General features: G+C 41.2%; 25 protein-coding genes and 1 pseudogene. 15 read left to right on the top strand and 11 right to left on the bottom strand.

What is annotated here, in order from left to right; all coding sequences use genetic code 11:
- Positions 1-12 precede the first annotated feature (12 nt).
- From HZB59_10920 to coaD, 7 genes are all read left to right on the top strand, one after another.
- Positions 13-1,611, top strand: coding sequence for a hypothetical protein (locus HZB59_10920; protein ID MBI5021936.1), 1,599 nt, complete (start codon positions 13-15; stop codon positions 1,609-1,611).
- Between the two features lie 441 nt (positions 1,612-2,052).
- On the top strand, positions 2,053-2,652 hold the full coding sequence (gene grpE / locus HZB59_10925) for a nucleotide exchange factor GrpE (protein ID MBI5021937.1): 600 nt from the start codon (positions 2,053-2,055) through the stop codon (positions 2,650-2,652).
- Positions 2,653-2,661: 9 nt separating this feature from the next.
- Positions 2,662-3,837 carry a molecular chaperone DnaJ gene (gene dnaJ / locus HZB59_10930; protein ID MBI5021938.1) on the top strand — a complete coding sequence of 392 codons (1,176 nt, stop codon included), beginning with the start codon at positions 2,662-2,664 and terminating at the stop codon, positions 3,835-3,837.
- A 3-nt stretch (positions 3,838-3,840) separates the two neighbouring features.
- On the top strand, positions 3,841-4,317 hold the full coding sequence (locus HZB59_10935) for a helix-hairpin-helix domain-containing protein (GenBank protein ID MBI5021939.1): 477 nt from the start codon (positions 3,841-3,843) through the stop codon (positions 4,315-4,317).
- Positions 4,318-4,320: 3 nt separating this feature from the next.
- Entirely contained in the window at positions 4,321-5,190 is an 870-nt protein-coding gene (locus HZB59_10940) for a hypothetical protein (protein MBI5021940.1), read from the top strand.
- A gap of 1 nt (position 5,191) precedes the next feature.
- On the top strand, positions 5,192-5,758 hold the full coding sequence (rsmD, locus tag HZB59_10945) for a 16S rRNA (guanine(966)-N(2))-methyltransferase RsmD (GenBank protein ID MBI5021941.1): 567 nt from the start codon (positions 5,192-5,194) through the stop codon (positions 5,756-5,758).
- Positions 5,755-6,231 (top strand): pantetheine-phosphate adenylyltransferase, encoded by a 477-nt coding sequence (gene coaD, locus HZB59_10950; protein ID MBI5021942.1) that lies wholly within the window; start codon positions 5,755-5,757, stop codon positions 6,229-6,231. Before rsmD ends, coaD begins: the two co-directional genes overlap by 4 nt.
- Positions 6,232-6,381: 150 nt before the next feature.
- On the opposite strand, the gene HZB59_10955 is transcribed toward coaD, so the two are convergent.
- The 3 genes and pseudogenes from HZB59_10955 to aroF form a co-directional block, all read right to left on the bottom strand.
- Complete coding sequence (locus tag HZB59_10955; GenBank protein ID MBI5021943.1) at positions 6,382-7,191, bottom strand: prephenate dehydrogenase; 810 nt, start codon at positions 7,189-7,191, stop codon at positions 6,382-6,384.
- On the bottom strand, positions 7,188-8,246 hold the full coding sequence (pheA, locus tag HZB59_10960) for a prephenate dehydratase (GenBank protein MBI5021944.1): 1,059 nt from the start codon (positions 8,244-8,246) through the stop codon (positions 7,188-7,190). Before pheA ends, HZB59_10955 begins: the two co-directional genes overlap by 4 nt.
- Before the next feature lie 3 nt (positions 8,247-8,249).
- Positions 8,250-9,094: pseudogene (gene aroF, locus HZB59_10965) on the bottom strand (3-deoxy-7-phosphoheptulonate synthase).
- 405 nt (positions 9,095-9,499) lie between these two features.
- Here aroF and HZB59_10970 point away from each other — a divergent pair.
- From HZB59_10970 to HZB59_10980, 3 genes are all read left to right on the top strand, one after another.
- Complete coding sequence (locus HZB59_10970; protein MBI5021945.1) at positions 9,500-10,150, top strand: NAD(P)-binding domain-containing protein; 651 nt, start codon at positions 9,500-9,502, stop codon at positions 10,148-10,150.
- A 362-nt stretch (positions 10,151-10,512) separates the two neighbouring features.
- Positions 10,513-10,767, top strand: coding sequence for a hypothetical protein (locus HZB59_10975; protein MBI5021946.1), 255 nt, complete (start codon positions 10,513-10,515; stop codon positions 10,765-10,767).
- Positions 10,767-11,345 (top strand): retroviral-like aspartic protease family protein, encoded by a 579-nt coding sequence (locus HZB59_10980; protein ID MBI5021947.1) that lies wholly within the window; start codon positions 10,767-10,769, stop codon positions 11,343-11,345. The genes HZB59_10975 and HZB59_10980 overlap by 1 nt, the downstream gene beginning before the upstream one ends.
- Before the next feature lie 99 nt (positions 11,346-11,444).
- Here HZB59_10980 and pckA read toward each other — a convergent pair whose 3' ends face one another.
- The 8 genes from pckA to larB all read right to left on the bottom strand — a co-directional run bounded on the left by pckA (position 11,445) and on the right by larB (position 19,784).
- Complete coding sequence (gene pckA / locus HZB59_10985; GenBank protein MBI5021948.1) at positions 11,445-13,085, bottom strand: phosphoenolpyruvate carboxykinase (ATP); 1,641 nt, start codon at positions 13,083-13,085, stop codon at positions 11,445-11,447.
- Positions 13,082-14,299, bottom strand: coding sequence for a pyridoxal phosphate-dependent aminotransferase (locus tag HZB59_10990; protein ID MBI5021949.1), 1,218 nt, complete (start codon positions 14,297-14,299; stop codon positions 13,082-13,084). The genes pckA and HZB59_10990 overlap by 4 nt, the downstream gene beginning before the upstream one ends.
- Before the next feature lie 302 nt (positions 14,300-14,601).
- Positions 14,602-15,711, bottom strand: coding sequence for a 23S rRNA (guanosine(2251)-2'-O)-methyltransferase RlmB (gene rlmB / locus HZB59_10995; protein ID MBI5021950.1), 1,110 nt, complete (start codon positions 15,709-15,711; stop codon positions 14,602-14,604).
- 16 nt (positions 15,712-15,727) lie between these two features.
- A complete protein-coding gene (locus tag HZB59_11000; protein MBI5021951.1) occupies positions 15,728-16,561 on the bottom strand; it encodes a prolipoprotein diacylglyceryl transferase in 834 nt (277 codons plus the stop codon).
- Between the two features lie 80 nt (positions 16,562-16,641).
- Complete coding sequence (locus HZB59_11005; protein MBI5021952.1) at positions 16,642-17,052, bottom strand: hypothetical protein; 411 nt, start codon at positions 17,050-17,052, stop codon at positions 16,642-16,644.
- Positions 17,052-18,317 (bottom strand): histidine--tRNA ligase, encoded by a 1,266-nt coding sequence (locus HZB59_11010; GenBank protein MBI5021953.1) that lies wholly within the window; start codon positions 18,315-18,317, stop codon positions 17,052-17,054. Before HZB59_11010 ends, HZB59_11005 begins: the two co-directional genes overlap by 1 nt.
- 70 nt (positions 18,318-18,387) lie before the next feature.
- Entirely contained in the window at positions 18,388-18,858 is a 471-nt protein-coding gene (locus HZB59_11015) for a PTS sugar transporter subunit IIA (GenBank protein ID MBI5021954.1), read from the bottom strand.
- Positions 18,859-19,037: 179 nt separating this feature from the next.
- On the bottom strand, positions 19,038-19,784 hold the full coding sequence (gene larB / locus HZB59_11020) for a nickel pincer cofactor biosynthesis protein LarB (GenBank protein ID MBI5021955.1): 747 nt from the start codon (positions 19,782-19,784) through the stop codon (positions 19,038-19,040).
- Between the two features lie 142 nt (positions 19,785-19,926).
- On the opposite strand from larB, the gene HZB59_11025 reads away from it, so the two are divergent.
- The 5 genes from HZB59_11025 to HZB59_11045 all read left to right on the top strand — a co-directional run bounded on the left by HZB59_11025 (position 19,927) and on the right by HZB59_11045 (position 25,047).
- Positions 19,927-20,544: a glycerol-3-phosphate acyltransferase gene (locus HZB59_11025; GenBank protein MBI5021956.1), complete on the top strand. Its 618-nt coding sequence runs from the start codon at positions 19,927-19,929 to the stop codon at positions 20,542-20,544.
- A gap of 2 nt (positions 20,545-20,546) precedes the next feature.
- A complete protein-coding gene (locus HZB59_11030; protein ID MBI5021957.1) occupies positions 20,547-21,422 on the top strand; it encodes a transketolase in 876 nt (291 codons plus the stop codon).
- Between the two features lie 153 nt (positions 21,423-21,575).
- Positions 21,576-22,532: a transketolase family protein gene (locus tag HZB59_11035; GenBank protein MBI5021958.1), complete on the top strand. Its 957-nt coding sequence runs from the start codon at positions 21,576-21,578 to the stop codon at positions 22,530-22,532.
- A gap of 17 nt (positions 22,533-22,549) precedes the next feature.
- The gene (locus HZB59_11040) at positions 22,550-23,758 is read left to right on the top strand and encodes a trypsin-like peptidase domain-containing protein (protein MBI5021959.1); all 1,209 of its coding nucleotides are present in this window, start codon (positions 22,550-22,552) and stop codon (positions 23,756-23,758) included.
- Positions 23,755-25,047, top strand: a complete 1,293-nt coding sequence (locus HZB59_11045) for an adenylosuccinate lyase (GenBank protein ID MBI5021960.1) — start codon at positions 23,755-23,757, stop codon at positions 25,045-25,047. The genes HZB59_11040 and HZB59_11045 overlap by 4 nt, the downstream gene beginning before the upstream one ends.
- The last annotated feature ends 72 nt before the right edge of the window (positions 25,048-25,119 follow it).

The raw sequence follows: 25,119 nt of genomic DNA on the forward strand, positions 1-25,119 counted from the left end.
CTATTTAGTAATATGAATGAGGGTAAAGACATGCATGACGCGCAACAGGTGTTGATGCATTTAAATTTCGGCAGGGTGGATGGTGAAACGGACAACCGTTTTGAGCAATGCTTTATTGGGACTGAAATGCTTCGGCAGGTACTCCTTCCGCAACATTCGTTAGTCGTTGGCAATAAAGGATCGGGTAAAAGCGCGATGTGCAGGTTACTTGTTGATGATTTACAAAAAGTGAAACCCTTGCTCCCTAAACAATATGCCGAGATATTTTGTATCCCGGCTTACGGTATTCAAAGCGAAGAAAACCTTCCCAATGTTGAATTGAGGGAATTGACCCCCGAAACAATAGACGAATTCAGATATTTTTGGTTGTTGTACCTCGGATTGAAGGTGTCATCTTATTTGTTGAATAATGAAAAGATGAAAGTTCTAATCGAAAATCATCCCAAAGCAGAAGTTAAGAAAGCACATGCGACCCTAAAGCATTTATTAGTGGATGTCGGTTTGATCGAACAAAAAAGTGTCACATCAAAAATATCGCATGCAATTCATAAGTACAAACAATCGCGTGACAAAAAGAACGCATTTGCTCGTCAAGAAAAATATGTTGGTGAGGGTTTCAAACAAAAAACCGGTGTAAGTATTATTGCAATGTTGGAAGCAATCGATTTGATGCTTCGCGAAACCAATTGTACGGCATGGATAATGCTCGATAAGCTCGATCTGCTTTATGTAGATGACATCAAGAAACTAAGAGCTTCTATTACTGGATTGGTTCAACTGCTCGTTCAATACGGAAATCAATTTAAAAATATTCAATTCAAGATATTTCTCCGTAACGATATTTACAGACAATTGCACATCGTAAATAAATCACATTTGGTTACTTATACAACCGAAATGAAATGGCGGGGACCATTGTTATTAAAACTATTGGTTTCCAGAGCCGTTGTTGATCCGCATGTCAGAGAGTATTGCGAAGGGATGTTGGGTGAGTCGGTAGATGTTACGAACGTCATTGTCGGTTCAGATGAATACGTTCTCAAATTGTTTAATGTTATCTTTGAATCGAATGTAGGAGCAAAACAAACCGCCCGCGCAGAAGCGGAACCCACACATCAATGGGTAATGAAACGACTTATAGATGGTATGGGAAACAGCTTTCCGCGTGAATTAATTCATCTGGGAAACAGAGCGGTTGAGCGTCAACGGGAATTGAACCGGATTGCGGGGCGGCATACCTCTACACGTTTAATTGGTGCCACTGCCCTTAAAGATGCATTCAGCATGATTTCTCAGTACCGTTGCGATACTTATCTCTACTCGGAATTTCCGCATTTAAGCAAACACTTTGATGTCTTCCGTGGGAGCGAAAGCGCTGTGTTTCATCGCGAGGAATTGTATATGTTATTTGAACCGCTATCTCCTCACAGCGATGAAGCTCTACGTCAGGTTTACGACGTCGGTTTACTGCAACCGTTAGGCACGAATGTGGACTCTTGCAGAAAATTTAAGATACCACCTCTGTACAGAACAGGACTTGGAATAACGGAACGCCGACGGCGGTTGTCCCTACCTAAGATTAAAAAAATCATCGAAACTGCCACGGCTTAGTTGCTTCATTAATTAGCGCACTTTCTCTTGTCTATCATGGAAGGGTGATATTGTTTATCTCTTGACTTTCAAATATTGGGTTGGTAATTTTAATTTAGAGTTATAAGAATATCGGTGAATATTTATTTTACTTTTTTCATCCTTCAAACACGTATTAATTTTTTCATTTAATGAGGTTTTAAATGAAATATAAAACCCCGGCCAATCCGACCGGGGTTTTCTCTAATCCACCAATTAACTAATCCTGTCTCAATGTAGGTTTTAGTCCGGCATTCCGCAACAGCCGTGTGATATATTTCACAAGCGACCATTTATGTATAAATATCAATCCATTCTCGATTTCCCTCTCTTTGCTTATCTTTTGGAAAAGTTTTCAAAAATGGTTATTATTTAATGAGTTTGAACATATCTTAATCAGAATCTTTTAAAAATCATTAAAATATGGATGAGGAAAACATAAATAATTCGAACCAACAAAAAACAGAAGAACAACCGGTAAATTTCCAGAATCAACTGCCCGAACTAACCGAGACCGATATGCTCAGTTCGAAAATAGTTGAGTTGGAGAACAATGTGAATCAATACAAAGAGCAGGTGTTAAGGAAAGCAGCCGAGTTTGAGAATTACAAAAAACGGATTGAGAATGAAACGGGGAATATAATTCGATACGCGAATGAAGAATTAATTGAAAAATTTTTACCGGTGATCGACGATTTTGACAGATCGTTAGTCGCATTGAAGAATACAAATTCGGATAGTCTTATCAAAGGTATTGAGTTGATATATAACAAGTTCATAAGAATACTCGAACTTCAAGGAGTCAAGCCGATGAATGTGGTGGGACAACCTTTCGATCCGGAATTCCACAACGCGCTTCTCCAAATGCCCTCTTCAGATTTTCCACAAAATACAATTTTACAAGAAGTTGAAAAAGGATATTTATTACACGATAAGGTATTGAGACATGCAAAAGTGGTAGTTTCTTCCGGTACGAATAACCCCGAAGGATCACCTAATAACAATTTATCTGAAATGGACTAAAGAATATAAATGGCAAAACGAGATTATTACGATATACTTGAACTTTCACGATCGGCATCGCAGGATGAAATTAAGAAAGCATACAGAAAGGCGGCTATGAAGTGGCATCCTGATAGGAATCCGGGAAATAAAGAAGCTGAAGAAAAATTTAAAGAATCGGCAGAGGCATACGAAGTACTGAGTGATGAAAATAAGCGGAGACGATACGATCAATTCGGGCATGAAGGAATGCGTGCCGGCTCTGATTTCCATACGTATACAAATTTCAATGATGTCTTTCAACATTTCAGCGATATATTTGGCGGAGGTATTGGTGGCAGTATTTTTGAAGATGTATTCACCGGTGGTAGATCATCATCACGTGGAAGAACACAGGTTGGTGTACCCGGCTCCGATTTAAAAATTCGATTGAAACTTTCGATGGAAGAGATCGCTACGGGTGTTGAAAAAAAGTTGAAAGTTAAACGATGGAAGAACTGCGATATCTGCTCAGGAAGCGGAGCTAAATCCGGGTCATCCAAGACGAATTGTCCTGTTTGTAATGGCAACGGTGAAGTGCGGCAAGTTTCCCGCTCGGTGTTCGGTCAATTTATCAGCGTAACCACATGCAGCAATTGTGGTGGCGAAGGACGAATCATTAAAGATCGCTGTACGAATTGCCATGGAGAGGGAAGAGTGCAGGGTGAAACGACGATCAAGGTAAATGTTCCGGCGGGTGTGTCTGACGGGAATTATATTCCACTGCAAGGGCAAGGTAATGCGGGCCAGCGCGGCGGCGAACCTGGTGATCTGATCGTCGTCATCGAAGAAGAATTACATCCGATTTTTACACGCAACGGTGACGATATCCTTCTTGATTTGCTTGTGAGTTTTCCACAAGTGGTATTGGGTGCAGAGATTGAAATCCCGACAATCAGCGGTAAGGCAAAATTAAAAATTGAACCCGGTACTCAATCCGGGAAAATACTCCGATTGCGCGGGAAAGGAATTCCTAATCTGCGTGGCGATTATCGGGGCGATCAATTAGTCAGAGTTAATGTCCATGTTCCTGCTCATTTATCGAAGGAAGATAAGGAGTTGGTGAAGCAACTGTCAAAAAGCGATAGCATGCAGCCGCATGAAGGAGATAAATCGGCAAATTCAGACAAATCATTTTTTGAAAAAATGAAAGATATTTTATCCTGATCGATGAGTATTATTTCCAAATTTAATCAAACACTCGGCTTCACTAAGAATGAAACCCGGATTATCTTATTTTTGGTTTTAATATTTTTAGCCGGAATCGGTATCAAACTCTTTAAATCTTCTTATACATCGAAACCGAGTTATGATTTTTCATCTATTGATTCTGAGTTCTACACGCGTTCTGCTACCGGTGATAGCGTTTCATCAGAATTAAGTGCAATTGAAAATCAAAAAGATAAATCTACCGGAGGTGATCGTTCGATTTCCAAAGGAAAATATTCAACATCGGTCGACATAAATTCAGCATCGATTGCTGAACTGATGGCTTTGCCGGGAATTGGTGAAGGTATAGCCAAGAATATTATCGCATATAGAAAGAGCAATGGAAATTTCAAATCTGTTTCCGATTTGAAAAAAGTCGGTGGTATTGGAGATAAGAAGTTCGAAAAATTATTACCGTTAGTTACGGTTGGAAAGTGACAGATGGGAAAAGAAATTATAGCCGGAATAAGTTATTCAGGCAACAAAGCGCAAATAGCAGTATGTGAAGTGAGGCCGAAAGAAACTAAGCTGATCTATTTGAATGAGTTTTCGGTTTCTGCCGGCAACGATTATTGGTACTTAAATAAAATAACTTCACCGGATATCCGACTCTTGAAAAAAGTTTCGAAAGTATCGGTTGCTTTCGATATCAATTCGGTTTTGTTACACAGTTTTCCGCTCGATACAAGTTTAAATCAGTCCGAGCAGAACGGGCATGTTCACTGGGAGTTATCGAATTTCATTAAGGGGTATCAACCGAAGGAATATATATACGATCTGCACACATTGCGTATATCGGCGCGCGAGCAGGTTGCCGATGTCTTGGTCGTGGCAATTCAGCGCTCAAAACTTTTCGGCATTCAGTGGGTACTCGAATCAAAGAAGATCGAGCTTCATATAGCCGACACCGCGTTTTTCGGAGCGGAACAATCGTTATATGCCGCTTTTCCGGAAGTGAAATCGAAAACTGTTTGTCTGGCATTAATCGATACGAATGACGTGAGTTTAGGAATTATAATTAACGGCAGAGTCGTAAAGTTCGGGCACAATCAAACAACAACCCCTGAAAATATCATCGAATTATTTCAATCGATCAAGGAAGATGAAATTGTATCGGAGATATATCTTTGCGGATCAAACGCTTCGCAGGATACCGGAATCGCGTTAAGGAACAAGTTAGGTGTTCACGTGAATATGCTCAATCCTTTTAGAAGTAACATCACAACATCATCATATAAAGAATTCAAACAATTCGCCGGCAGGGAACACTGCTTTGCGGCCGGAATTGGTGTTGCGTTGAGGAAGAGATGAAATGAGAATTATTACAGGGAAATATAAAGGGAGAGTGCTTGAGACATTGCCGGATAAATCTGTAAGACCTGCGACAGATAGAGTGAAGACAACGATTTTCGATATGCTTCAGAACAGATTGGGATTGAAAGGTATTCTTGTGCTCGATATGTTCGCAGGAAGTGGAAGTTTGGGATTCGAAGCATTGAGCCGGGGGGCGGGAAAAGTTGTTTTCGTCGACGAAATGGAAGAGATCCTGGATGTGATGGAAAAAAACGCGGAAACACTCAACTGCATTCCCGATACTGAAATCATACGGAGCGATGCTATGAGTTACATAGAAAAATCGAACAGATCATTCGATCTCATATTCGCGGATCCGCCTTACGCGTATGAACGATTAAGCGAGATTCCGCGAATCATCTTTGAAAAGAAAATTTTAAATACAGACGGTTATTTGATAATCGAGCATTCCAAGCGGACAGCATTCGAGCCGTCGCCGCTATATTCGCTTGCGGTGCAAAAGGAATTCGGCAACACGAGAGTGAGTTTCTTTGTTCATCATAAATTGAATGGAGATGAGGCATGAAGACAGCGATATATCCGGGAACATTCGATCCTATAACCTTCGGTCATCTCGATGTCATTGAACGGGCAAGCGGAATGTTCGATAAAGTGATTGTAATGGTTGCCCGCAACAATTCAAAAACTCCTCTGTTCGGAGTTGAAGAACGGATGAAGATGATTAAAGAGGCGGTGAAGAAAATTAAAAATGTTACTGTTGAAAGTTACGACGGATTGCTCGTAGACTTTGCACGGAAGAAAAAAGCGAAGGCAATTGTCCGCGGATTACGCGCTATTTCGGATTTTGAGTATGAATTCCAGATGGCTTTGATGAACCGTAAACTTGCTAACGAGGTTACAACTGTCTTCCTTATGCCACACGAGAAATATACTTATCTGAATTCAAGCATCGTACGTGAGATCGCAAGAATGGGGGGAGATGTATCGGGATTTGTGCCGGTGAGTGTGAAGAAAGCACTGTTGAAGAAAATTAAATAATAACCAACCATTTTACATTCTTCGTCATGCTGAGTGATCATGAGCGGAGCCGAATGACGAACCATACACTGAGCAATTCTGTGTCTATCCCTAGACGGACTTTTTTCCGTCCTTGTTTGGACGGGACTCGGGAAAACGAGACAACTAATTTCAGCATTTATCTTTATTACCGTTTTCACCTGTCGATAGTTGAATATTCTCCCTCAACGTCTTAAAGAAACGCAGCGCCTCATCTGTGTCGCGGTTCTTCACAATATGCCATAAGAAATTCAACCGATTATTTATTTTTTCCAACTGAGCAAGTGAATTGGGATTGAAAATAATTTCTGCTAACAAGAAATCATCCTCAGATAGCAATCCTCTTGCAACCTCAAGATGCCGCTTGAAGGTTGTTCCCGGTACGGTATCCGTACTCACGCATGAAGAAAAAACCATCGATGAAACGAATGGAAGTGTAAGCGAGTATGCCATCATCACGTCATGTTCGCTGAATGAGTATTCGAATATATTAACACCGAGCTGCTGAAAGAGTTTATGGAAAAATTCTTTTCCTTCGTTATTCGATTCACGAATGATGACCGCGTTTTCATGCCGCAGTTCGGTAAGCGTTGCGAATGTCGGGCCGAACATTGGATGCAGCGATACGAAGCGATAACCTGCCTCACGGTAAAAAGCCGGTAAATCTGTTTTCACGGAAGCAACATCGCAGAGCATACAATCTTTAGGAAGGTACTGAAGAATTGTCCGGAAGCTATCTATTGTGTTCTGCAAACTCACACTGTTTATAAGTATTTGTGGCTCTACTTCTTTAATTTGGTTGGGGGCGTTCAAGATATTAACTCCAACCACCTTTTTGCATTTGCTTATATCAGGATCATAAACTGTGACTTCATGCTCTTCGGTGAGTTCGTTTGCTAACCACGATCCCATTTTCCCGAATCCTAAAATACAAATTTTCATATTTTTGCTCCTTTGTAAAATCCCAAGTTTTTGAAATCGGCTGTTAATCGTTCCACTTTCTTTATAGTTTCGAGCACTTTTGAGTCTTCCGGGTTTACTTGAAAGTCGATAAGAAACCCGAAGGCACCCGGATTTTTTCTTATAGGTCTCGATTCAATACGGGTGAGATTTATTTGATTGTCGGCAAAAACTTTCAGTATATCAAACAGCGCACCCACGTGATGACGAGTCGAGAACGATATGGTACATTTATCCGAATCACCGTCAATTTCTTCGAGAGAGAGCAGAACGAAGCGAGTAGAATTTTCGTGATTGTCTTCAATATTTTCTTTCACGATTTCAAGTCCGTGAATATCGGCAGCCAAACTGCTCGCGATAACACCGGCGGAACGCTGTCCTTCGTTTCTCAGCCACCGTGCAGCACCTGCCGTATCGAAAAATGGCCGCGCTTCGAGTTTGTTGCGATAGAGAAATGAACGGCATTGTGCCAATGCCTGTGGATGAGAATAAACTGCGCGAATTTCCTGATGGTCAACACCCGGCAGCGCTAACAGATTATGATGAATTGGAATGATGATCTCGCCTGTAATCTTCAGATCGCTTTCAATCAGCAAGTCGTTGACTTCATTCACGGAACCTTCAATAGAATTTTCAATTGGCACTAAACCGCAATCTAGTTCTTTATTCACAACGCCCGAGAATACGTCGTTGAATTCGAAACATGGTATGGCAACCATATCATGCGAGAGTTTATGGATCGCAATCTCGCTCCACGCCCCGTGTTCACCCTGGAACCCCACTAACTTCATATTTTTTGTCTGAAGCTCACGACTTTCTGTCATTATCGCTTTGAACATGTCGATGATAAACTTATGGTCGAGGACGGCAAACTCCTGGGAAGTTACATTGTGTAGAATTTTTTGTTCTCTTTCGGGGTCGATGACTGATTCTTTATGTTTGCCAGCTTGAAGCGCATATTCCATTCGTTGGTGCAGCAAATTAACTATCTGCGTATCGAGATGGTCAATCTTGTTTCTTATATCTTTTGAATTCATGATTTATCCTTTCGAAATATTTTTTGTGCTTGATAACGATAAATTTTCTATTCTGAATTTCGCGAGCGCGCGCACCTTTTTGACTAACTCCGAAAATTGTTTTGGAGTCAGTGCTTGTTCTTTATCGCTGAGTGCTTCACTTGGATTACGGTGGACTTAGATAATCATACCATCAGCACCTGCGGCAATTGATGCGAGACTCATTGGCTCTATTAAACTGACTTTACCGGTACCGTGTGTAGGGTCAGTGATACAGGGAGGTGGGTGAGTTCTTTCACTGCCGGCACGGCGCTGATATCGAGTGTGTTGCGTGTATAAGTTTCAAACGAACGAATTCCGCGCTCGCAAAGAACGACATTTGTATTTCCTTCACTCATAATATACTCGGCACAATTTAACCACTCTTCTAAAGTTGAGTACATACTGCGCTTCAGCAAAATTGGTTTGTTTGTTTTCCCGACTTCTTTGAGGAGTGAAAAATTCTGCATGTTGCGCGCACCGATTTGAATCATGTCGGCAAACTCGGCGACCCATGAAACGTCTCTCGTATCCAGAACTTCCGTCGCAAAAGGTAAACCTGTTACTTCTCTTGCTTTAGCAAGAATCTTCAAACCTTGTAAACCTAAACCTTGAAAAGCGTACGGTGAAGTTCGCGGTTTAAACGCCCCACCACGCAACATATCGGCACCGGCTTCTTTTACAGCAGCGGCTGTCTCAAGCATTTGCGCTTCGCTCTCAACGCTGCAAGGTCCGGCAATGATGATGAGACCTGCACCAAATCCGACATTTCTAACCGATACGATAGAGCGCTGACGTTGATTCAATGCTGCAAGTTTTAGATTAGTCATAAATTATCCTCTTTAGTTACTAAAACAATATTCGTTTTCAATAATAAAGGATAAAAAAGAGACAGGTCAATGAGCACGTTCTGTTTCCCTCCACAATTTTCATTCAAATGAAAAAGGTGGAAGTGCGACTGTCTGCATTTCCACCTTTGGTGAATCTCGTTCTAAACGAGTTACCTTAGCGAAAGCGCACAATCACGCGCCCGCGTAAAGTAATAAAAGTAATATCGTTTAAACATTGACATAATTAACTTATTTATTATAAACAATCTGCTGCAAAATGTCAAGCCATTTCACTTTTTATCATTTCTGATCTAACTTTTAAGTTCGCGGCTATCTTACAAATGAAACTTTAAGTTTCTACAAGTTGTTTTCATATAAAACAACTATCAAACAAAAGGAGAATAAATGATCAAGAAAATTGGAATTATCGGATCCGGTACTGTGGGTCAAACATTGGCTAACGGATTCATCAAGCATCAATATGAAGTCATGCTGGGAACAAATACCCAGAGCAAATACGAAGAACTGAAGAACAAAATCAACAACAAAGCACGCGTTGGCTCGTTTGCCGAAACTGCTGCGTTCGGTGATATGCTTATAATTGCGACTAAAGGGAGTGCCGCAGAAGTTGTGATTAAATCAATATGGATTGGTGCCATTAAAGGAAAAACTATTATCGATACTACCAATCCCATCTCCGACACCCCGCCGGTAAATGGTGTTATACAGTATTACACCTCACCCAATGAATCTCTGATGGAACGTTTACAAAAGCTTGCGCCGGGAGCAAAGTTTGTGAAGGCGTTTAGTTCTATCGGCAGTGCGTTGATGGTGAATCCCAATTTTGGTGGCATGAAACCAACTATGTTTTTTTGCGGAAACGATGAAGGAGCAAAAGCTGAAGTGAAAACAATACTCACGCAATTTGGTTTTGAGCCGGAAGACATGGGCAAGGCAGAAGCGGCACGCGCCATAGAACCGCTTGCAATGCTTTGGTGCATTCCGGGATTTTTAAATAATCAGTGGATGCATGCGTTTAAGTTACTTAAGAAATAAATGGCTTAGCGGGCGGGCAAGCGGCTTGTTCGATAAAGTGATTGTAATGGTTGCCTGCTACAGTTCAAAAACTCCACTGTTCGGCGTTGAAGATGAAATTTAGGTAAAGTTTTATTATTTTTGCTCCTGCACTAAAAGCAAGTCTATTGACGTTTAGTGCCACTAAACGCTAACGGAGTGGCGTTTGGTACATCAAGGAATTCATGACCAACCTTGCGAAGGTTTCTGTAGATAAACAAAATCAACCTTCGCAGTGTAGCCTAAAACCGGATACCATGAACGTGCGGGGTAAGTTGACAATGATAAAAATACTTCATAGATTAATAGTAGAATTTCAGTAAATCTTATCTAAAAACCTTAAAATGCTTGAAAAAGAATTCAAATATTACAAAGATCATCAAAACGAGCTAATTGAAAAATACGACGGTAAATTTATCGTTATCCGATGTGAACGTGTAGTTGGCGCTTATGATACCGAGTTAGAGGCTTATAATACAGCTAAAAAGGAATTTGAAATTGGATCGTTTCTAATTCAACGATGTTCACCCGGTAAAAATAGCTATACCCAGAGATTTCATTCAAGGGTTACTTTTAGAAACCAACCCGTTATTCGATAATGAAGTTTCAACAAAGACCTGTATTTGGCTTTACTACCAGATATGATAACATAACCAATGTATTAACTAATCAAATATCTGTTAGTGAAGCATTTGATCCGAATATTGGTGAACCGGAACCACCTAAGAAACAGTTCATCTGCATCTGGGATACAGGAGCCACTCATACAGTTATTAGTACAAATGTTATCAACACTTTAAATCTTAAACCTTCCGGTCGAACTATTGTCCAGACCGTTGGAGAAGGTGGAAAAGCTAACGAATATGAAGTGAATACATATTTTGTTAATATCTATCTTCCAAATAATGTAATGATCATTGGGGTAGTAGTAGCTGAGGGTGGAATTGGTGGGGGTGATCTTTTGATAGGGATGGACATAATCAGTATGGGCGATTTTGTCATAACAAATCATGAGGGACAGACATGTTTAAGTTTTCGGACTCCCTCAGTAGAGACGATCGATTTTGTTAAAGAGATTGATGAGTATAATTTGAGATATGGACATCTCAATTTATCTGCAGATGAAAAGCGAAAATTACGGAATCGTCAAAAAAAGGACAGAAGAAAAGATCGTTAGAATTCTTCGCTGAAAAAACACAGATTTGATTGGATCTGGTTATTAAAAAACCTGATAGGTTCAATACCTATCAGGTTTTATTTTTTTGGTGAAGCTGGTCTACACCTTCGGTCCTGCTTTTATCACTTCTATCGGACAGCCGGTTTCGTACTTTTTGAAGTTTTCGATGAACCGGCTCGCGAGCTGTTTGTATTTCGTCGCGTGCGCCTCTTTACTGTTCCATGATGAAGCAGGATTGAGAACGCTTTGCGGGATATCTCCGCAGGTTTCAGGTACTTCAAAACCAAAGATCGGATCTTTTTTGAATTTAACCTTAAGCAATTCGCCGCTAAGCGCCGCGTTCAATAATTGCCGTGTGTACTTAATGCTTATGCGCTTTCCAACTCCATAAGGACCGCCAACCCAACCGGTGTTCACTAACCAGCAGTGAGCGCCGTACTTCAACATTTTTCGTTTAAGCAAGTCGGCATAAACTGCCGGATGATGAACCATGAACGGCGCACCAAAGCACGCGCTGAATGTCAGTTCCGGCTCTTTACCAAGTCCCATCTCGGTGCCGGCAACTTTCGTAGTGTAACCTGATATGAACTGGTACATCGCCTGTTCGGGTGAGAGTTTCGCAATCGGTGGAAGAACACCAAGTCCGTCGCAAGTGAGAAGAATGATATTTTTGGGATGCCCGCCGACTTTCTCCGGTACCGCGTTATCGATGTACTCTAACGGATACGATGCGCGTGTATTCTCAGTAAGTGTGGGATCGTCAAGGTCTATCTTGCGTGTAACCGGATCGTAAACAACATTCTCCAAAATTGTTCCGAACTTTTTCGTGCAAGCATAGATTTCCGGCTCGGCAGTCGGCGAAAGTTGAATCACCTTGGCGTAACATCCGCCTTCAAAGTTGAATATACCATCGTCACTCCAGCCATGTTCGTCATCGCCGATTAGTCCGCGGTTCGGATCGGCTGAAAGCGTAGTTTTTCCGGTGCCAGATAATCCAAAGAACAAAGCTGTATCTTTTTCTTTGCCGATATTCGCGGAACAATGCATTGGCATTACACCTTCCAGAGGAAGAAGGAAATTCATAACCGTAAAAATAGATTTTTTTATTTCACCGGCGTATGCTGTGTTTCCTATGATGCCTATCTTCTGTTCAAAGTTTAGTAGAATAAATGTCTCAGTTGCTGTTCCATCGATCTGAGGGAGTCCTTTGAACGACGGAATAGACATGATTGTGAAATCGGGAACATGTCGTTTGTATTCCTCGGCAGTTTTTGGCAGGATGAACATATTTCGCACGAACGCGCTGTGCCATGCCTTCTCTGTTATGATGCGGATAGGCAGCCTGTATTCTTCGTCGGCTCCGGCGTAACAATCTTGCACGAACAAATCTCTTCCTTGCAAGAAACCCTGTAAACGACTGAGGACTTCGTTGAACTTATCCTGATTGAATGGTCGGTTGTACTCGCCCCACCAGACTTTATCTTGTGTCGATGGTTCTTTAACAACGAACTTATCGTTTGCAGAACGACCGGTGTGTTTGCCTGTGTTCGCAATGATTGGACCGAGTTTAGAAATTCGAGCTTCACCTCTGAATGTGATTTCTTCGTACAGTGCTTCTGTCGGCAGATTCCAATAAACTGTATTTAAATTTGTTAAGCTATGATTATCAAGACCGTAGTCGCTCTTAAGGGCTTTAGCTTGATCCTGTGCCGGTGTTTTTATATTTAAGATGTTATTCATAACCAATCCCTCACTAATTTCCGTTCGCCGATAAAGATTTCATTTGGTGAGTTGGGATCGAGCGCCCATTTTATTCTTTCAATTCCTTGTTTAATCTCTTTGATAGTACCGCAGTAACTCAACCGCAGGTGACCTTCCATGCCGAATTCTTTCCCCGGAACCGTAACAACGAGTGCTTTCTTCAATAAGAATTTTGAAAGCTCGAGCGAGTTATTATTGTACGCCCGAAAGTCGGGTAAGCAATAAAATGTTCCGTCAGGTTTATTAATCTTCACGCCGTTGAATGATTGCAGCTCCTGTATCATAACATTGCGGTTATTTTCTATCATCAATCGTAAACCGTCAACAATGCTTTGCAATCCCATCAATGCACCTTCAGCGGCTGCTTGAAGAATGATAGAAGTTGTCGTAGTGATTTGTCCCTGAACGTTTATCATAATTTCGGTCAATGCTTTCGGTGCAATCGTCCAGCCGATCCGGAAACCGGTCATACCATACAGCTTAGATATTCCATTTACGATAATTAGCTTGGAATTTTCTAAATCTATTTTTGTATGTTTGTAGGCAGAAACTGTTTTTCTTCCATCAAAAATTAATTTGTGGTAGATATCGTCCATGATGCAGTAAATTCCTTTACGCTCACAGAATTCTATTATCTCAGCGATGAATTGCTCGCTGTATATCATGCCTGAAGGATTATTCGGACTGTTAATGATAATTGCTTTCGTGTACGAGCTTACTTTTTGCTCAATGTCTTTCATTCGCGGATGGAAACTTCCATCTTCCGGTGTAACGATGACAGGGACACCGTAACACATACGCACCATTTCAGGATAACTGACCCAGTATGGCGCAAGAATGATTACTTCTTCCTGAGGATTAAGAAGCGTGAAGAGTAGGTTGTAGACAGATTGTTTCGCACCTGCCGAGACTATAATATTTTCGGGTGCAACCATCTTGTCATAATTCTCCTCAGTGTAACGGATGATTGCTTTTTTGAGAGATGGCGTGCCGTCGGTCGGCGTATATTTTACATCGCCTGTATTAAGTTTAGCTGCCGAACTTAGAATGGCATTAATCGGAGCTTTATTTTTCGGTTCACCCGCTCCGAGGTGAATAACTGCTTCGCCCTTTTCCTTCAGCAGACGAGCTTCTTCGGTTAACCGCAGAGTAGGCGATTCAGGGATAGAACGTGCAAGCTGACTCACATTCATTTATGAAAAAACCTCACTTTCAAATAATATTAAGGGATTTAGAACGGTGTGATCTAATGATGATTTCAGATCTGTATAGTCATAATCATTATATTCATGGAATAATTGTACGAAAAATTTCGGTGGAAATCAAAGAACAAATGAAACTGTAAAGCAGGTAGAATACGGGGTTTTTAAATCGAACCGATACGAAAGTTAGAGTTCTAAATTGTTGGCAGTGGGTGTAATTACAAAACAAAATCTCCGGTTCATGATGTTGTAAAATCTATCAAGAGTCGGAGATTTATTTACTAAGCTAAAAATTATGCTTTGTTGAAATCGTCCTCTTCTTCATCTACATCAGACATTTCTTCGGCAAGATTTTCATCCGGAGGTATTTCGCGAATTACAGGAGGAATGTTTTGGTTGACGATTATCCTCTGACGAACCGCTTCGTACATTAAAAGCGCGCCAGCAACCGAAGCGTTCAGCGATTGTATTTTTCCGAATAACGGAATCCTCACGACGAAATCGCATTTCTCCTTCACAAGTTGTCTAACACCTTTTCCCTCGTTGCCTATCACCAACGCAACTGGTCCGCTAAAATCGATGTCCGTGTAAAGTTTTTCGGCATCGGAATCTGTACCGACTACCCAAATTCCTTTTTCCTTAAGTTCATCGATTGTATTTACGATATTTGTAACTTTAGCGGCAAGCAGATGTTCGCTGGCTCCGGCAGACGTTTTAGATACCGTTTGATTGATTGTTGCAGCGTGATGTTTGGGTATAACAACCCCGTGAACACCCGCGCATTCAGCGGTGCGAATTAACGCGCCGAGGTTTTGAGGATCTTCTATTTCATCTAAAATTAAAACGAATGGCTTTTCATTTCGTTGTTCTGCTACTTGCAATATATCTTCTATTTCAACATAAGTTTTCGTTCCAACAATCGCTACAACTCCCTGAGTTGTTGTGTCACTTACGAGATCGCGGAATTTCATTTTCCCAACTTCGACAAAAGGTATGCGATTTTTCTTGGCAAGTTGTTTAATTTTTTCTATCGACGATCCTTTTACGCCGGCAAGTATCACTATCTTTTCAATTATTCTTCCGGCGCGCAATGCTTCCATAACGGGCTGTCTTCCGGCAACTATGTCGGCAGTCGGTTTTCTGTCGTGGACTACTCTTAATGGTGATGGACGCTCTTGATGATTATGATGTTCTTTATGGTCTTGGCGATACGGACGTGGTTGACGATCTGGTCTTGATTGATGATCTGGTCGCCCTTGATAGACCGCACGTGATTGATGGTCGGCTCGTGATTGCCTGTCGGGACGCCCTTGCCGATCCGGCCGCCCGGGGCGGTTTTTGTGACGGAAAGGTTTTGGGGGATTGTGTCCCGAATGAGATGGTTGCTGTTTTTCGTAATCCATAATGCTCTTTATATTTTTAGTTTGATATTTTCAATGTAGTAGATTTGTTTTTCTTAAGAATCGAAATGCCAAAAATACCTGTGATAATTAAGATGAAAGAAATTAATTGCGCTTCTGAAAGTCCGAATAATAAGCGTGGATTCAACCGCAGGAATTCGATGAAAAATCTTTCCATTCCGTAGAAGATCAAATAGATCATGAATAAAATTCCAGCGTTGAATTTCTTCAACCGGAGCTTCCATAATATTAAGAACAACAAAAGCGAGAAAATAAATTCATAAACCGGTGTCGGGTGAACTTTAATGTTATCGGGTACCAATCCTCCCACGCCGTATTGCTGAACAATCTCAGGAAAATCGCGAAAAGCGATCGATGGTGGGTATGTTCCGCCTGAATATTCTGCTCCCCACGGAAGCGATGTGGGGAATCCGTAATCGCCGTCGCCGGAAAGATGGCAACCTATTCTCGCAATTCCATAACCGATCATCAATGCCGGAGCGGCGGCATCGCAAATTGTTAGAAAAGGAATTTTCTTTCTTTTGGTATAAATCCAAATAGCCGCGGTGGCGAGAAAAAATCCACCGTACCAGGTAAGTCCACCAGGTGAAAATGCTTCGCGTAAAGGATTCTGAATGAAATGATTCCAATCTTCAATTAAAAATAATATTTTCGATCCGGCAACTCCGAAGATTACGGCGATAAGCGTTATATTGCTTCCTAAGTTCGGATCGTAGCCAAATCGTTTAAGTTCTTTTGTAAGCAGATAACTTGCCGCAATGAAACCGACTGCCATCATCAATCCGAAGCTATGGACTGTGAACGGACCTATTTTAAAAAGTTCTGGATACATTTTTGAATTTCGAAATATTAAGTTAGTAAGTTTATTAACAACGAATTAATGAATGACCGCAGATGGGCTTTTAAGCGTTGTTACCATTCTTTTGAATCAGTTACTATTTCAGAAAATTTTTTTCTGGGGGTTTTGACAAGCATAACTTGCTTGTCAGATATATCTACGAAAAATTTATTTTCATCTTTTCCATGCTTAGAAATTATTATTTGATACTCACCTTTCAGATTTTCAAATTCGATTTCTTTAACCGCCGGTCCGGTTCCCGGAAGGTTCATTTGAGGAGCTTTCAAACCGTTTATCGTAAATCGAATGATGTCTTCTTTAAGTATGGTGTCGATACTTATTTCATATCGGAAATTGTTAAACTCATTTATTGTCCTCATGGCGAATAAAGTTACGTGCTTTTGTTCGCGTTCTTTGAAGAGCGGCATGATCAGTAATCGATACTCGATAGGAAATTTCGGTTTGACACGCTTTCCTTGTTTCATTATTCTTCTTTTCGATTCTGAAAATGAGTGATCAAATCAGGTATCGAGATTTTTGATTGTTCTCCGGTCGCCATGTTTTTAACGTGGACAATTTGCTCTTTTATTTCTGCACTACCGGCGACGATTACGAATTTTGCTTGCTGCCGGTCGGCTTCGCGCATCTGTGCTTTCAAACTGCGGTTAAGCAAATCAATTTCCGCTGAAATACCAATCTTGCGCAGTTTCATCGCGGTTTCTATTGCCCAACTTCGTCCGTTATCGTCTGCGGCGGCGATGAATATATCGGGATATAAATTTATACCGAAGTCAGAATTCTGTTTTTCCATCGCCATAATTAATCTTTCAATTCCGGCGGCAAAGCCGACAGATGGAGTATGCTTCCCGCCGATTTCTTTAACAAGCAAATCGTATCTGCCGCCGCCTGCCAAAGCGTCTTGCGAGCCAAGGTCAGAGCTTACAATTTCGTATGCCGTCTTTGTATAGTAATCTAATCCGCGGACAATTCTTCCGTCAATGCTGATCGGCACTTCAAGAAGCTTCAATATCCGCTGCAACTCTTCGAAGTGATCAGAACATTCGGTACAGAGGAAATCTTTGATTAGAGGAGCGGTTTTAGTGAGTTCAATATCACTTTCATTTTTTGAATCAAGTATACGAAGAGGATTTTGTCCGAATCGTTTTTGACTCTCCTCAGAAAGTTTTTCTAAAATGTTCTGAAGAAAAGATTGGAGCTTTTGTTTATAAGCAGGCCGGCATTGTTCGCAACCTACTGAATTAATCCGGACGTCAAAATTATTTACCCCAAGCTTCCGATAAATTTCAGCCGAAAGAGATATCACCTCGGCATCGCTCGCAGGACTTTGTGAACCGATCGCCTCAGCTCCAAATTGATGAAACTGCCGCATACGACCTGCTTGTGGTCTTTCCTGGCGAAACATCGGAGAGATGTAGTATACTTTTGTCATCGGCTGTTGTTCACCGAGATTATGCTGAACATACGCTCTCATCACGGCTGCTGTCATTTCGGGTTTCAGAGTCAGCATTGTTCCGCCGCGATCCTGAAACGTGTACATTTCTTTCCCGACTATGTCTGTCAGTTCACCAATTCCCCTGGCGAAGAGAGAAGTTTCCTCGAAAATCGGTGTTCTTATCTCGCGGTAGTTATATGCGTGCATAACCGATCTGATGGTTTGTTCAACGAACTGCCATCGATAAATTTCGTCAGGAAGTGTATCCTTTGTGCCTTTAATAGACTTGAATTTCAAATATGACTCCAATTATATCCGAAACGGATGTAACCGTCGGGAAAGAAAGATGCGGAATTACCTTAAGATATTACATCTCTGAGTAATTAGCTTCCTCTTGTTTGAACGTGGAAATAATTTCTTGCGCTGAGGTTGTTTCTAAAAGTTTGTTGCGGAATTCTTCTTTATTCATCAAACGGGATATGCGGCTCAATAATTTGATGTGAGGGCCTACGAGATTATCCTTACCAACAAGCATGAATACCAGTCGTACCGGTTTTTCATCTAAAGATTGATATGGTATCGGTTCGGCAGTAACGGCAAATGCCGCAACAATATCGGCAACCGCATCGGTTTTGCCGTGAGGTATGGCAAAACCATTGCCAACACCTGTCGACATAATTTTTTCTCTGACGAAAATAGCATCTCTCACCTTCTCTTTATCGAGAACTTTCGGTGATAGACTGATAACTTCAATCAGACCGTTGATGATGTCGTCCTTCGTGTTACCTGGTAGGTTCTTTACAACCAGTTTTTCTTCGAGGATATCGCTAATTTTCATGTTTAGAATTCACTCCATGAAAGGCAGTTTCCGTGACCTGTGAGAGTCGCAAATATCTTCGCCTGTATGATTAACGCAAGAAAAGGTTTATTTAAGTCAGTATTAATGTACGTAAAATAAATTTTTTTAGCAACAGATATTATTTTCATCAGATAATCGAACTAATCTATCGTTCGGAACTATTTTTTATTCATCAAGCTTGCCGCGAAACCGGCGCCGAATCCATTATCGATATTTACGACTGTAATACCGCTGGCGCAAGAATTCAACATCGCCAGAAGAGCCGCAATTCCTTTGAAGCTTGCTCCATATCCTATAGAGGTCGGTACGGCGATAACCGGAACATCGACGAGTCCGCCAACTACGCTCGGCAGAGCTCCTTCCATTCCTGCAACAACAATAATTACCGATGCTTTCAATATTTTATCCGTATGCGAAAGCAAGCGATGTATTCCGGCAACACCCACATCGTACAATTTTTCAACTTTATTTCCGAACATCGAAGCGGTGATTGCCGCTTCCTCGGCAACAGGTATATCGGATGTGCCGGCAGTGATAACTAATATTGATTTTTTACCGTCATTTGTTTTAGGTTCATTCGCGGTTATGACCTTTGCATATTGGTGGTAATGTGCAGCGCGAATTTTTTTCTTAACTGCCTTGAAATGAACGGCGTTTGCCCTTGTGGCAAGGAGCGGCTGTTTTCGATTATGTATGCGTGATGCAATCTCGGCAACTTGCTCGGCTGTTTTACCTTCGCACAAAATTACTTCCGGAAATCCCTGTCGCAATTGACGGTGATGATCTATTGTAGTGTGACCGAGAGATTCAAAACGCAGAGAAGCGAGGTGTTCAACAAGTTTCTCTTCCGATAAAGAACCTTGCTTAAATTGTCTAAGAATTTTTTTTAATTCATCCTTCGTCATTTAGATTTGTAGATGTTCAAACAGCCCAATTATATTGTTGGAAAATATACCTTTTTTTAGATGCAGATGCAAACCAAAGCTTTGTAAGTTCTCCGCTTTTTTGTTATTTTATTTAAACATTAACAGGTATATTGGTCTCAGATTGGCGTACGTACTTTCTTTAATTATAGGATTTTTGATCGGGTCGATCCCATCTGCTTATATTATAGTTAAACGTGAGTTAAAAATAGATATAACGGCTGTTGGCAGTGGCAACGTAGGTGCAAGGAATGCTTACGACATATCCGGCTCGAAAAAAATTGGTCTGGTAGTTCTATTTCTAGATCTTTTTAAAGGAATACTTGCCACTTTTTGCGGAGCGTATCTGATCGATAATCAATTTATGAGTGCGGTAATTGCCGGGATTGGTTCAGTGTTAGGGCATAATTATTCTCCATGGCTTAAGTTTAAAGGAGGGCGTGGACTTGCTACAGCTGCAGGAGTGATGTTATTACTCTGCTGGTATTTTGTGTTGACTTGGTTGATAATTTATTTTGTCTTGAATTCATTTTTAAAAAACATTCATGTATCAACCGTTATCGCAACCGTTCTCTGTTTCATGTTATTGTTCGTGATACCTGATTTTATCTTGACATCAATCATTTTTCCAACTATAATCAGGTCGGAAATTTTATTTTTAGGAGCAATAATAACTATCCTAATAATTTCTAAACATATCGTTCCTTTAAAAGAATATTTTTCGAAAGAGAGTAATAATTAATAATGAATCATCTTCAGTTGCCGGTCTCAGAATTGCCCGAAATGGCGCGCCAGTTACGGCGCGATGTAATTAAAATGTTGTTGATTTCGAAATCAGGACACTCCGGCGGACCATTGGGATCTGCAGATATATTTTCATCGCTGTATTTTAATATTTTGAATATCGATCCGAAAAATCCATCCTGGAATGACAGAGATTATTTCTTTTTATCCGCGGGTCATTATTGTCCGATATGGTATGCCGCCCTTGCCCGTGCCGGATATTTCCAACTTAGTGAACTTACAACGCTCCGGAAAATCAACGGCCATCTTCAGGGACATCCAGCACCCGCCAGCACACACGGGGTCGCTGGCGTTGAGCTCGCATCCGGTTCTTTAGGGCAGGGATTATCAGTCGCGGTCGGTTGTGCGTTGGGTTTGCGCCTGAATAAATCTTCGAGACGAGTATACGCTTTCCTTGGTGACGGTGAATTAGACGAAGGACAAATATGGGAATCTGCAATGACCGCCGCTCATCATAAAGTCGATAATCTTATTGCTATTGTGGATAGGAATAATTGCCAGATCGATGGTACCACGGATACCGTACTGAATCTGAATCCGTTAACCGATAAATGGAGAGCATTTAATTGGAATGTTGCGGAGTGCGACGGTAATAATATTGAAGATTTTCTCAAAACAATGAAACAAGTTCAGTCGTTCAAAGGTAAACCGAGTGTAATCATCGCTCATACAAAGATGGGTAAAAGTGTATCATTCATGGAAGATGACTACAGGTGGCATGGTGTTCCGCCCAGCGATGAGCAAGGTAAAAAAGCGTTATCGGAAATAGCTCCGACGAAGCATGGTGATTTTATCGAGTTTGAATGGGAAAAGTAATTTGTTGGATTGATGTGAGAGTTGATTAATCGAGTAATGTGCAAGCGAAATGCTGGATCAATTAAATAATGCTTGTAGGTTTTTGCACTATCGCAAATAAGAGCACAACAATTATTTTTTCAATTTTAAATTTTTACTTTTAATTTAATATCTATGAACAAATATCAAATAAAAGAAAATAAAGCAACGCGGCTTGGTTTTGGCGAGGCGCTTGTTGAATTAGGTCAAGAAAATAGTAATGTCGTCGCCTTAGGTGCCGATGTTACCGGTTCTGTGCGAACCGATTTATTTATGAAGGCTTTCCCGGATCGTTTCTTCAGTGTCGGAATTGCTGAACAGGATATGATTGGAACGGCGGCCGGCTTAGCTGTTGCGGGGAAGATTCCGTTCGTTTCTGCTTACGGCGAGTTTGCCGCTGGCAGACCGTTCGATCAGATACGCCAATCGCTTGCGTACAGTATATTGCCGGTAAAAATATGCGCATCGCATTGCGGCATCACCGTCGGGCCCGATGGTGCTACGCACCAGTCATTGGAAGATATTGCGATCATGCGTGTGCTGCCGAATATGATTGTTGCTTCTCCGTGCGACTATTATGAAGCGAAGAAGATGGTCAAAGCATCTATACAATTGAAAAATCCGTTCTACATGCGTTTCTTCAGAGATAATTCACCCGTATTCACAAATCCGGATGTACCGTTTCAGTTCGGCAAAGCTGACATTTTGATTGATGGAAAAGACGTAACTATTATCGCATGCGGATTGCAGATTTGGGAATCAATTTTAGCAGAAGAAATTTTATCGAGAGATGGTATCAGCGTTCGTGTAATCAATATGCATACGATAAAACCAATCGATATCGAAGCGATTGTGAAAGCCGCCGAAGAAACAGGCGCCATTGTAACTGCCGAGGATCATCAAAAGCATGGTGGACTTGGCGGGGCGGTTGCAGAAATTCTTACTCAACATTATCCGGCGCCACAGGAATTTGTCGCCATCAACGATACTTTCGGTGAATCTGGTAACGGTATTGAGCTGATGAAAAAGTATGGGATAGATAAAGATGCCATTGTGAAAGCTGTAAGAAAAGTTTTAAGCAGGAAAAAATAATTTCGAAGGTATTAATCATGAAAAAAATTATTATTGTCCTTGTCGTTTTACTGTTACCACTATTCATCGGATTCGGGATTGGTTATGGTATCGGACACGGTTCAGTTGGTAACCCGAGTAGTGACGACGAAATATTTAACGCAAATGTAACCACCGCCGGTTACGAAAAATCCGAAAATACAAATCAATCCGGTGATCAAATATCTGATCATAGACAAAATGCGATAACAAGATCTGTTGCAGTGGCGAGTCCCGCTGTTGTTGGTATCAACGTTACTGAAGTCCGTGAATACACCTATCAAAATCCGTGGTCGAGGATGTTCGGCGATGATCCTTTCTTCCGGCAGTATTTCGGAAATCGGACTTATAAACAAGAGGTTAAAGGACTAGGTTCGGGATTTCTTATTTCACCCGATGGATATATCCTGACGAACGATCATGTTGCGGGTAATGCTTCAAAGATTACTGTGACGATGACGAACAAGGAGAAGTACGAAGCGCATCTTGTCGGAACAGATCTAGTCTCTGATATTTCATTATTAAAGATTGACGGGAAAGATTTTCCATATATTAAACTCGGGAATTCAGACGATGTAATTATCGGTGAGTGGGTTATAGCGATGGGTAATCCGTTCGGTCTTTTTGAGATCGCGGATAAACCGACCGTGACAGTTGGCGTTGTTAGTCAGATAGGTATGAATCTTAATGCGGAAGGTGGACGTATTTATCGCGGGATGATTCAAACCGATGCCGCGATTAATCAGGGTAATAGTGGAGGTCCGCTTTTAAATTCCGACGGGGAAGCGATCGGTGTTAACGCAGTTATATACACGCCGAATCAAGGAAATATCGGCTTGGGATTCGCTATTCCAATCAATCGGGTAAAAAGCATAGTTGCCGAGTTAAAACGGAGCGGAAAAGTGCAACGCAACTTCTGGACAGGTTTGGAAATTCAAACGGTTGACGCACGCGTTGCGCGCTATTTTGATCTTGCGAAAGCGGAAGGCGTGATAGTTACCGATGTTAAGCGAAGAAGTCCTGCTGAAGATGGCGGTTTCAAACCCGGGGATATTATTATTGAGGTGAACAGTGAAAAAATAATGAAGGATGATGACATAATCGGTATTGTACAAAATTCTAAAGAAGGTGATCTTCTTAAGGTTAAAGTCATTCGCGATAAAAAAACAATTAATCTAAGTTTAAAACTTGAAAAGAGTCCTTCATGATTACCCGTTATACAAAACCTGAAATGGGAAAAATCTGGTCTGAAGAAAATAAATTCCAGACCTGGCTCGATGTGGAAATTCTTGCATGCGAAGCGCAGGCAGAACTCGGTGTTATTCCAAGAGATGCTGTGAAAGTCATTCGCGAGAAGGCAAAATTTAATGTCAAAAGAATAGATGAAATCGAAGCTGAAGTGAAGCATGATGTTATTGCTTTTCTCACAAATGTCGGAGAGTTTGTTGGACCTGAATCGCGTTTCATCCATCTCGGTATGACATCATCCGATATTCTCGATACCGGACTTTCCCTGCAAATGAAACAATCGACAGATTTATTATTGAAGGACATGAATCAACTCGAAGCGATACTCGCAAAGCGGGCAAAAGAATTTAAATATACGCTAACAATTGGTCGAACGCACGGTGTACATGCCGAACCAACAACATTCGGGTTGAAACTTGCCCTTTGGTTCGATGAAACGCGGAGAAATATCAGGCGGCTCGAACAAGCAAAAGAAACAATCTCATGCGGACAAATATCTGGCGCGGTAGGCACATACGACCACATCGATTCATCAGTTGAAAAATATGTTTGCGAAAAATTAGGATTGAAACCAGCACCAATCTCGACACAGATTTTGCAGCGGGATCTTCATGCGGAGTTTATGGTTACATTAGCAATAATCGGGAGTTCGCTGGAAAAATTTGCAACCGAGATTCGTCATCTCCAAAAAACCGAAGTGTTGGAAGCCGAAGAATATTTTTCCAAAGGGCAGAAGGGCTCTTCAGCTATGCCGCATAAACGCAACCCTATTACATGCGAGCGGATTGCGGGATTAGCAAGAGTTCTTCGCGGTAACGCGCAGGCGGCAATGGAAAATATTTCGCTCTGGCACGAACGGGATATTACTCACTCATCGGTTGAAAGAATCATCATTCCGGATAGTTGCATCCTGCTCGATTATATGCTCGGACTTTTCGCAGATATAGTTGATAAGCTGATTGTTTATCCCGAGAATATGAAGAAGAATTTGGACCTTACTCACGGACTTATTTTCTCACAGGAAATTCTTCTCGCGCTGACAAAAAAAGGAATGAAGCGTGAGGATGCTTATGGATTGGTCCAAAAATATGCTATGGAGGTCTGGAAGCTGAAGAAGAATTTTCAAGAAGTATTAAAATCAGACTCAAATATTATGAAATACTTAAGCGAGAATGAACTGAATGAGCTCTTTGATTTGAAGAAAACTATTCGTAATGTTGATTACATATTTAAACAAGTTGGATTGTAATCATTGGGAGAATTTTACGAAACACACATTTATGCTTGAATGCTGGAAATACCTATAGTGTTTGGTCTGTTG

The sequence above is a fragment of the Ignavibacteriales bacterium genome (assembly GCA_016214905.1).
GTDB lineage: Bacteria > Bacteroidota > Ignavibacteria > UBA10030 > SZUA-254 > PNNN01.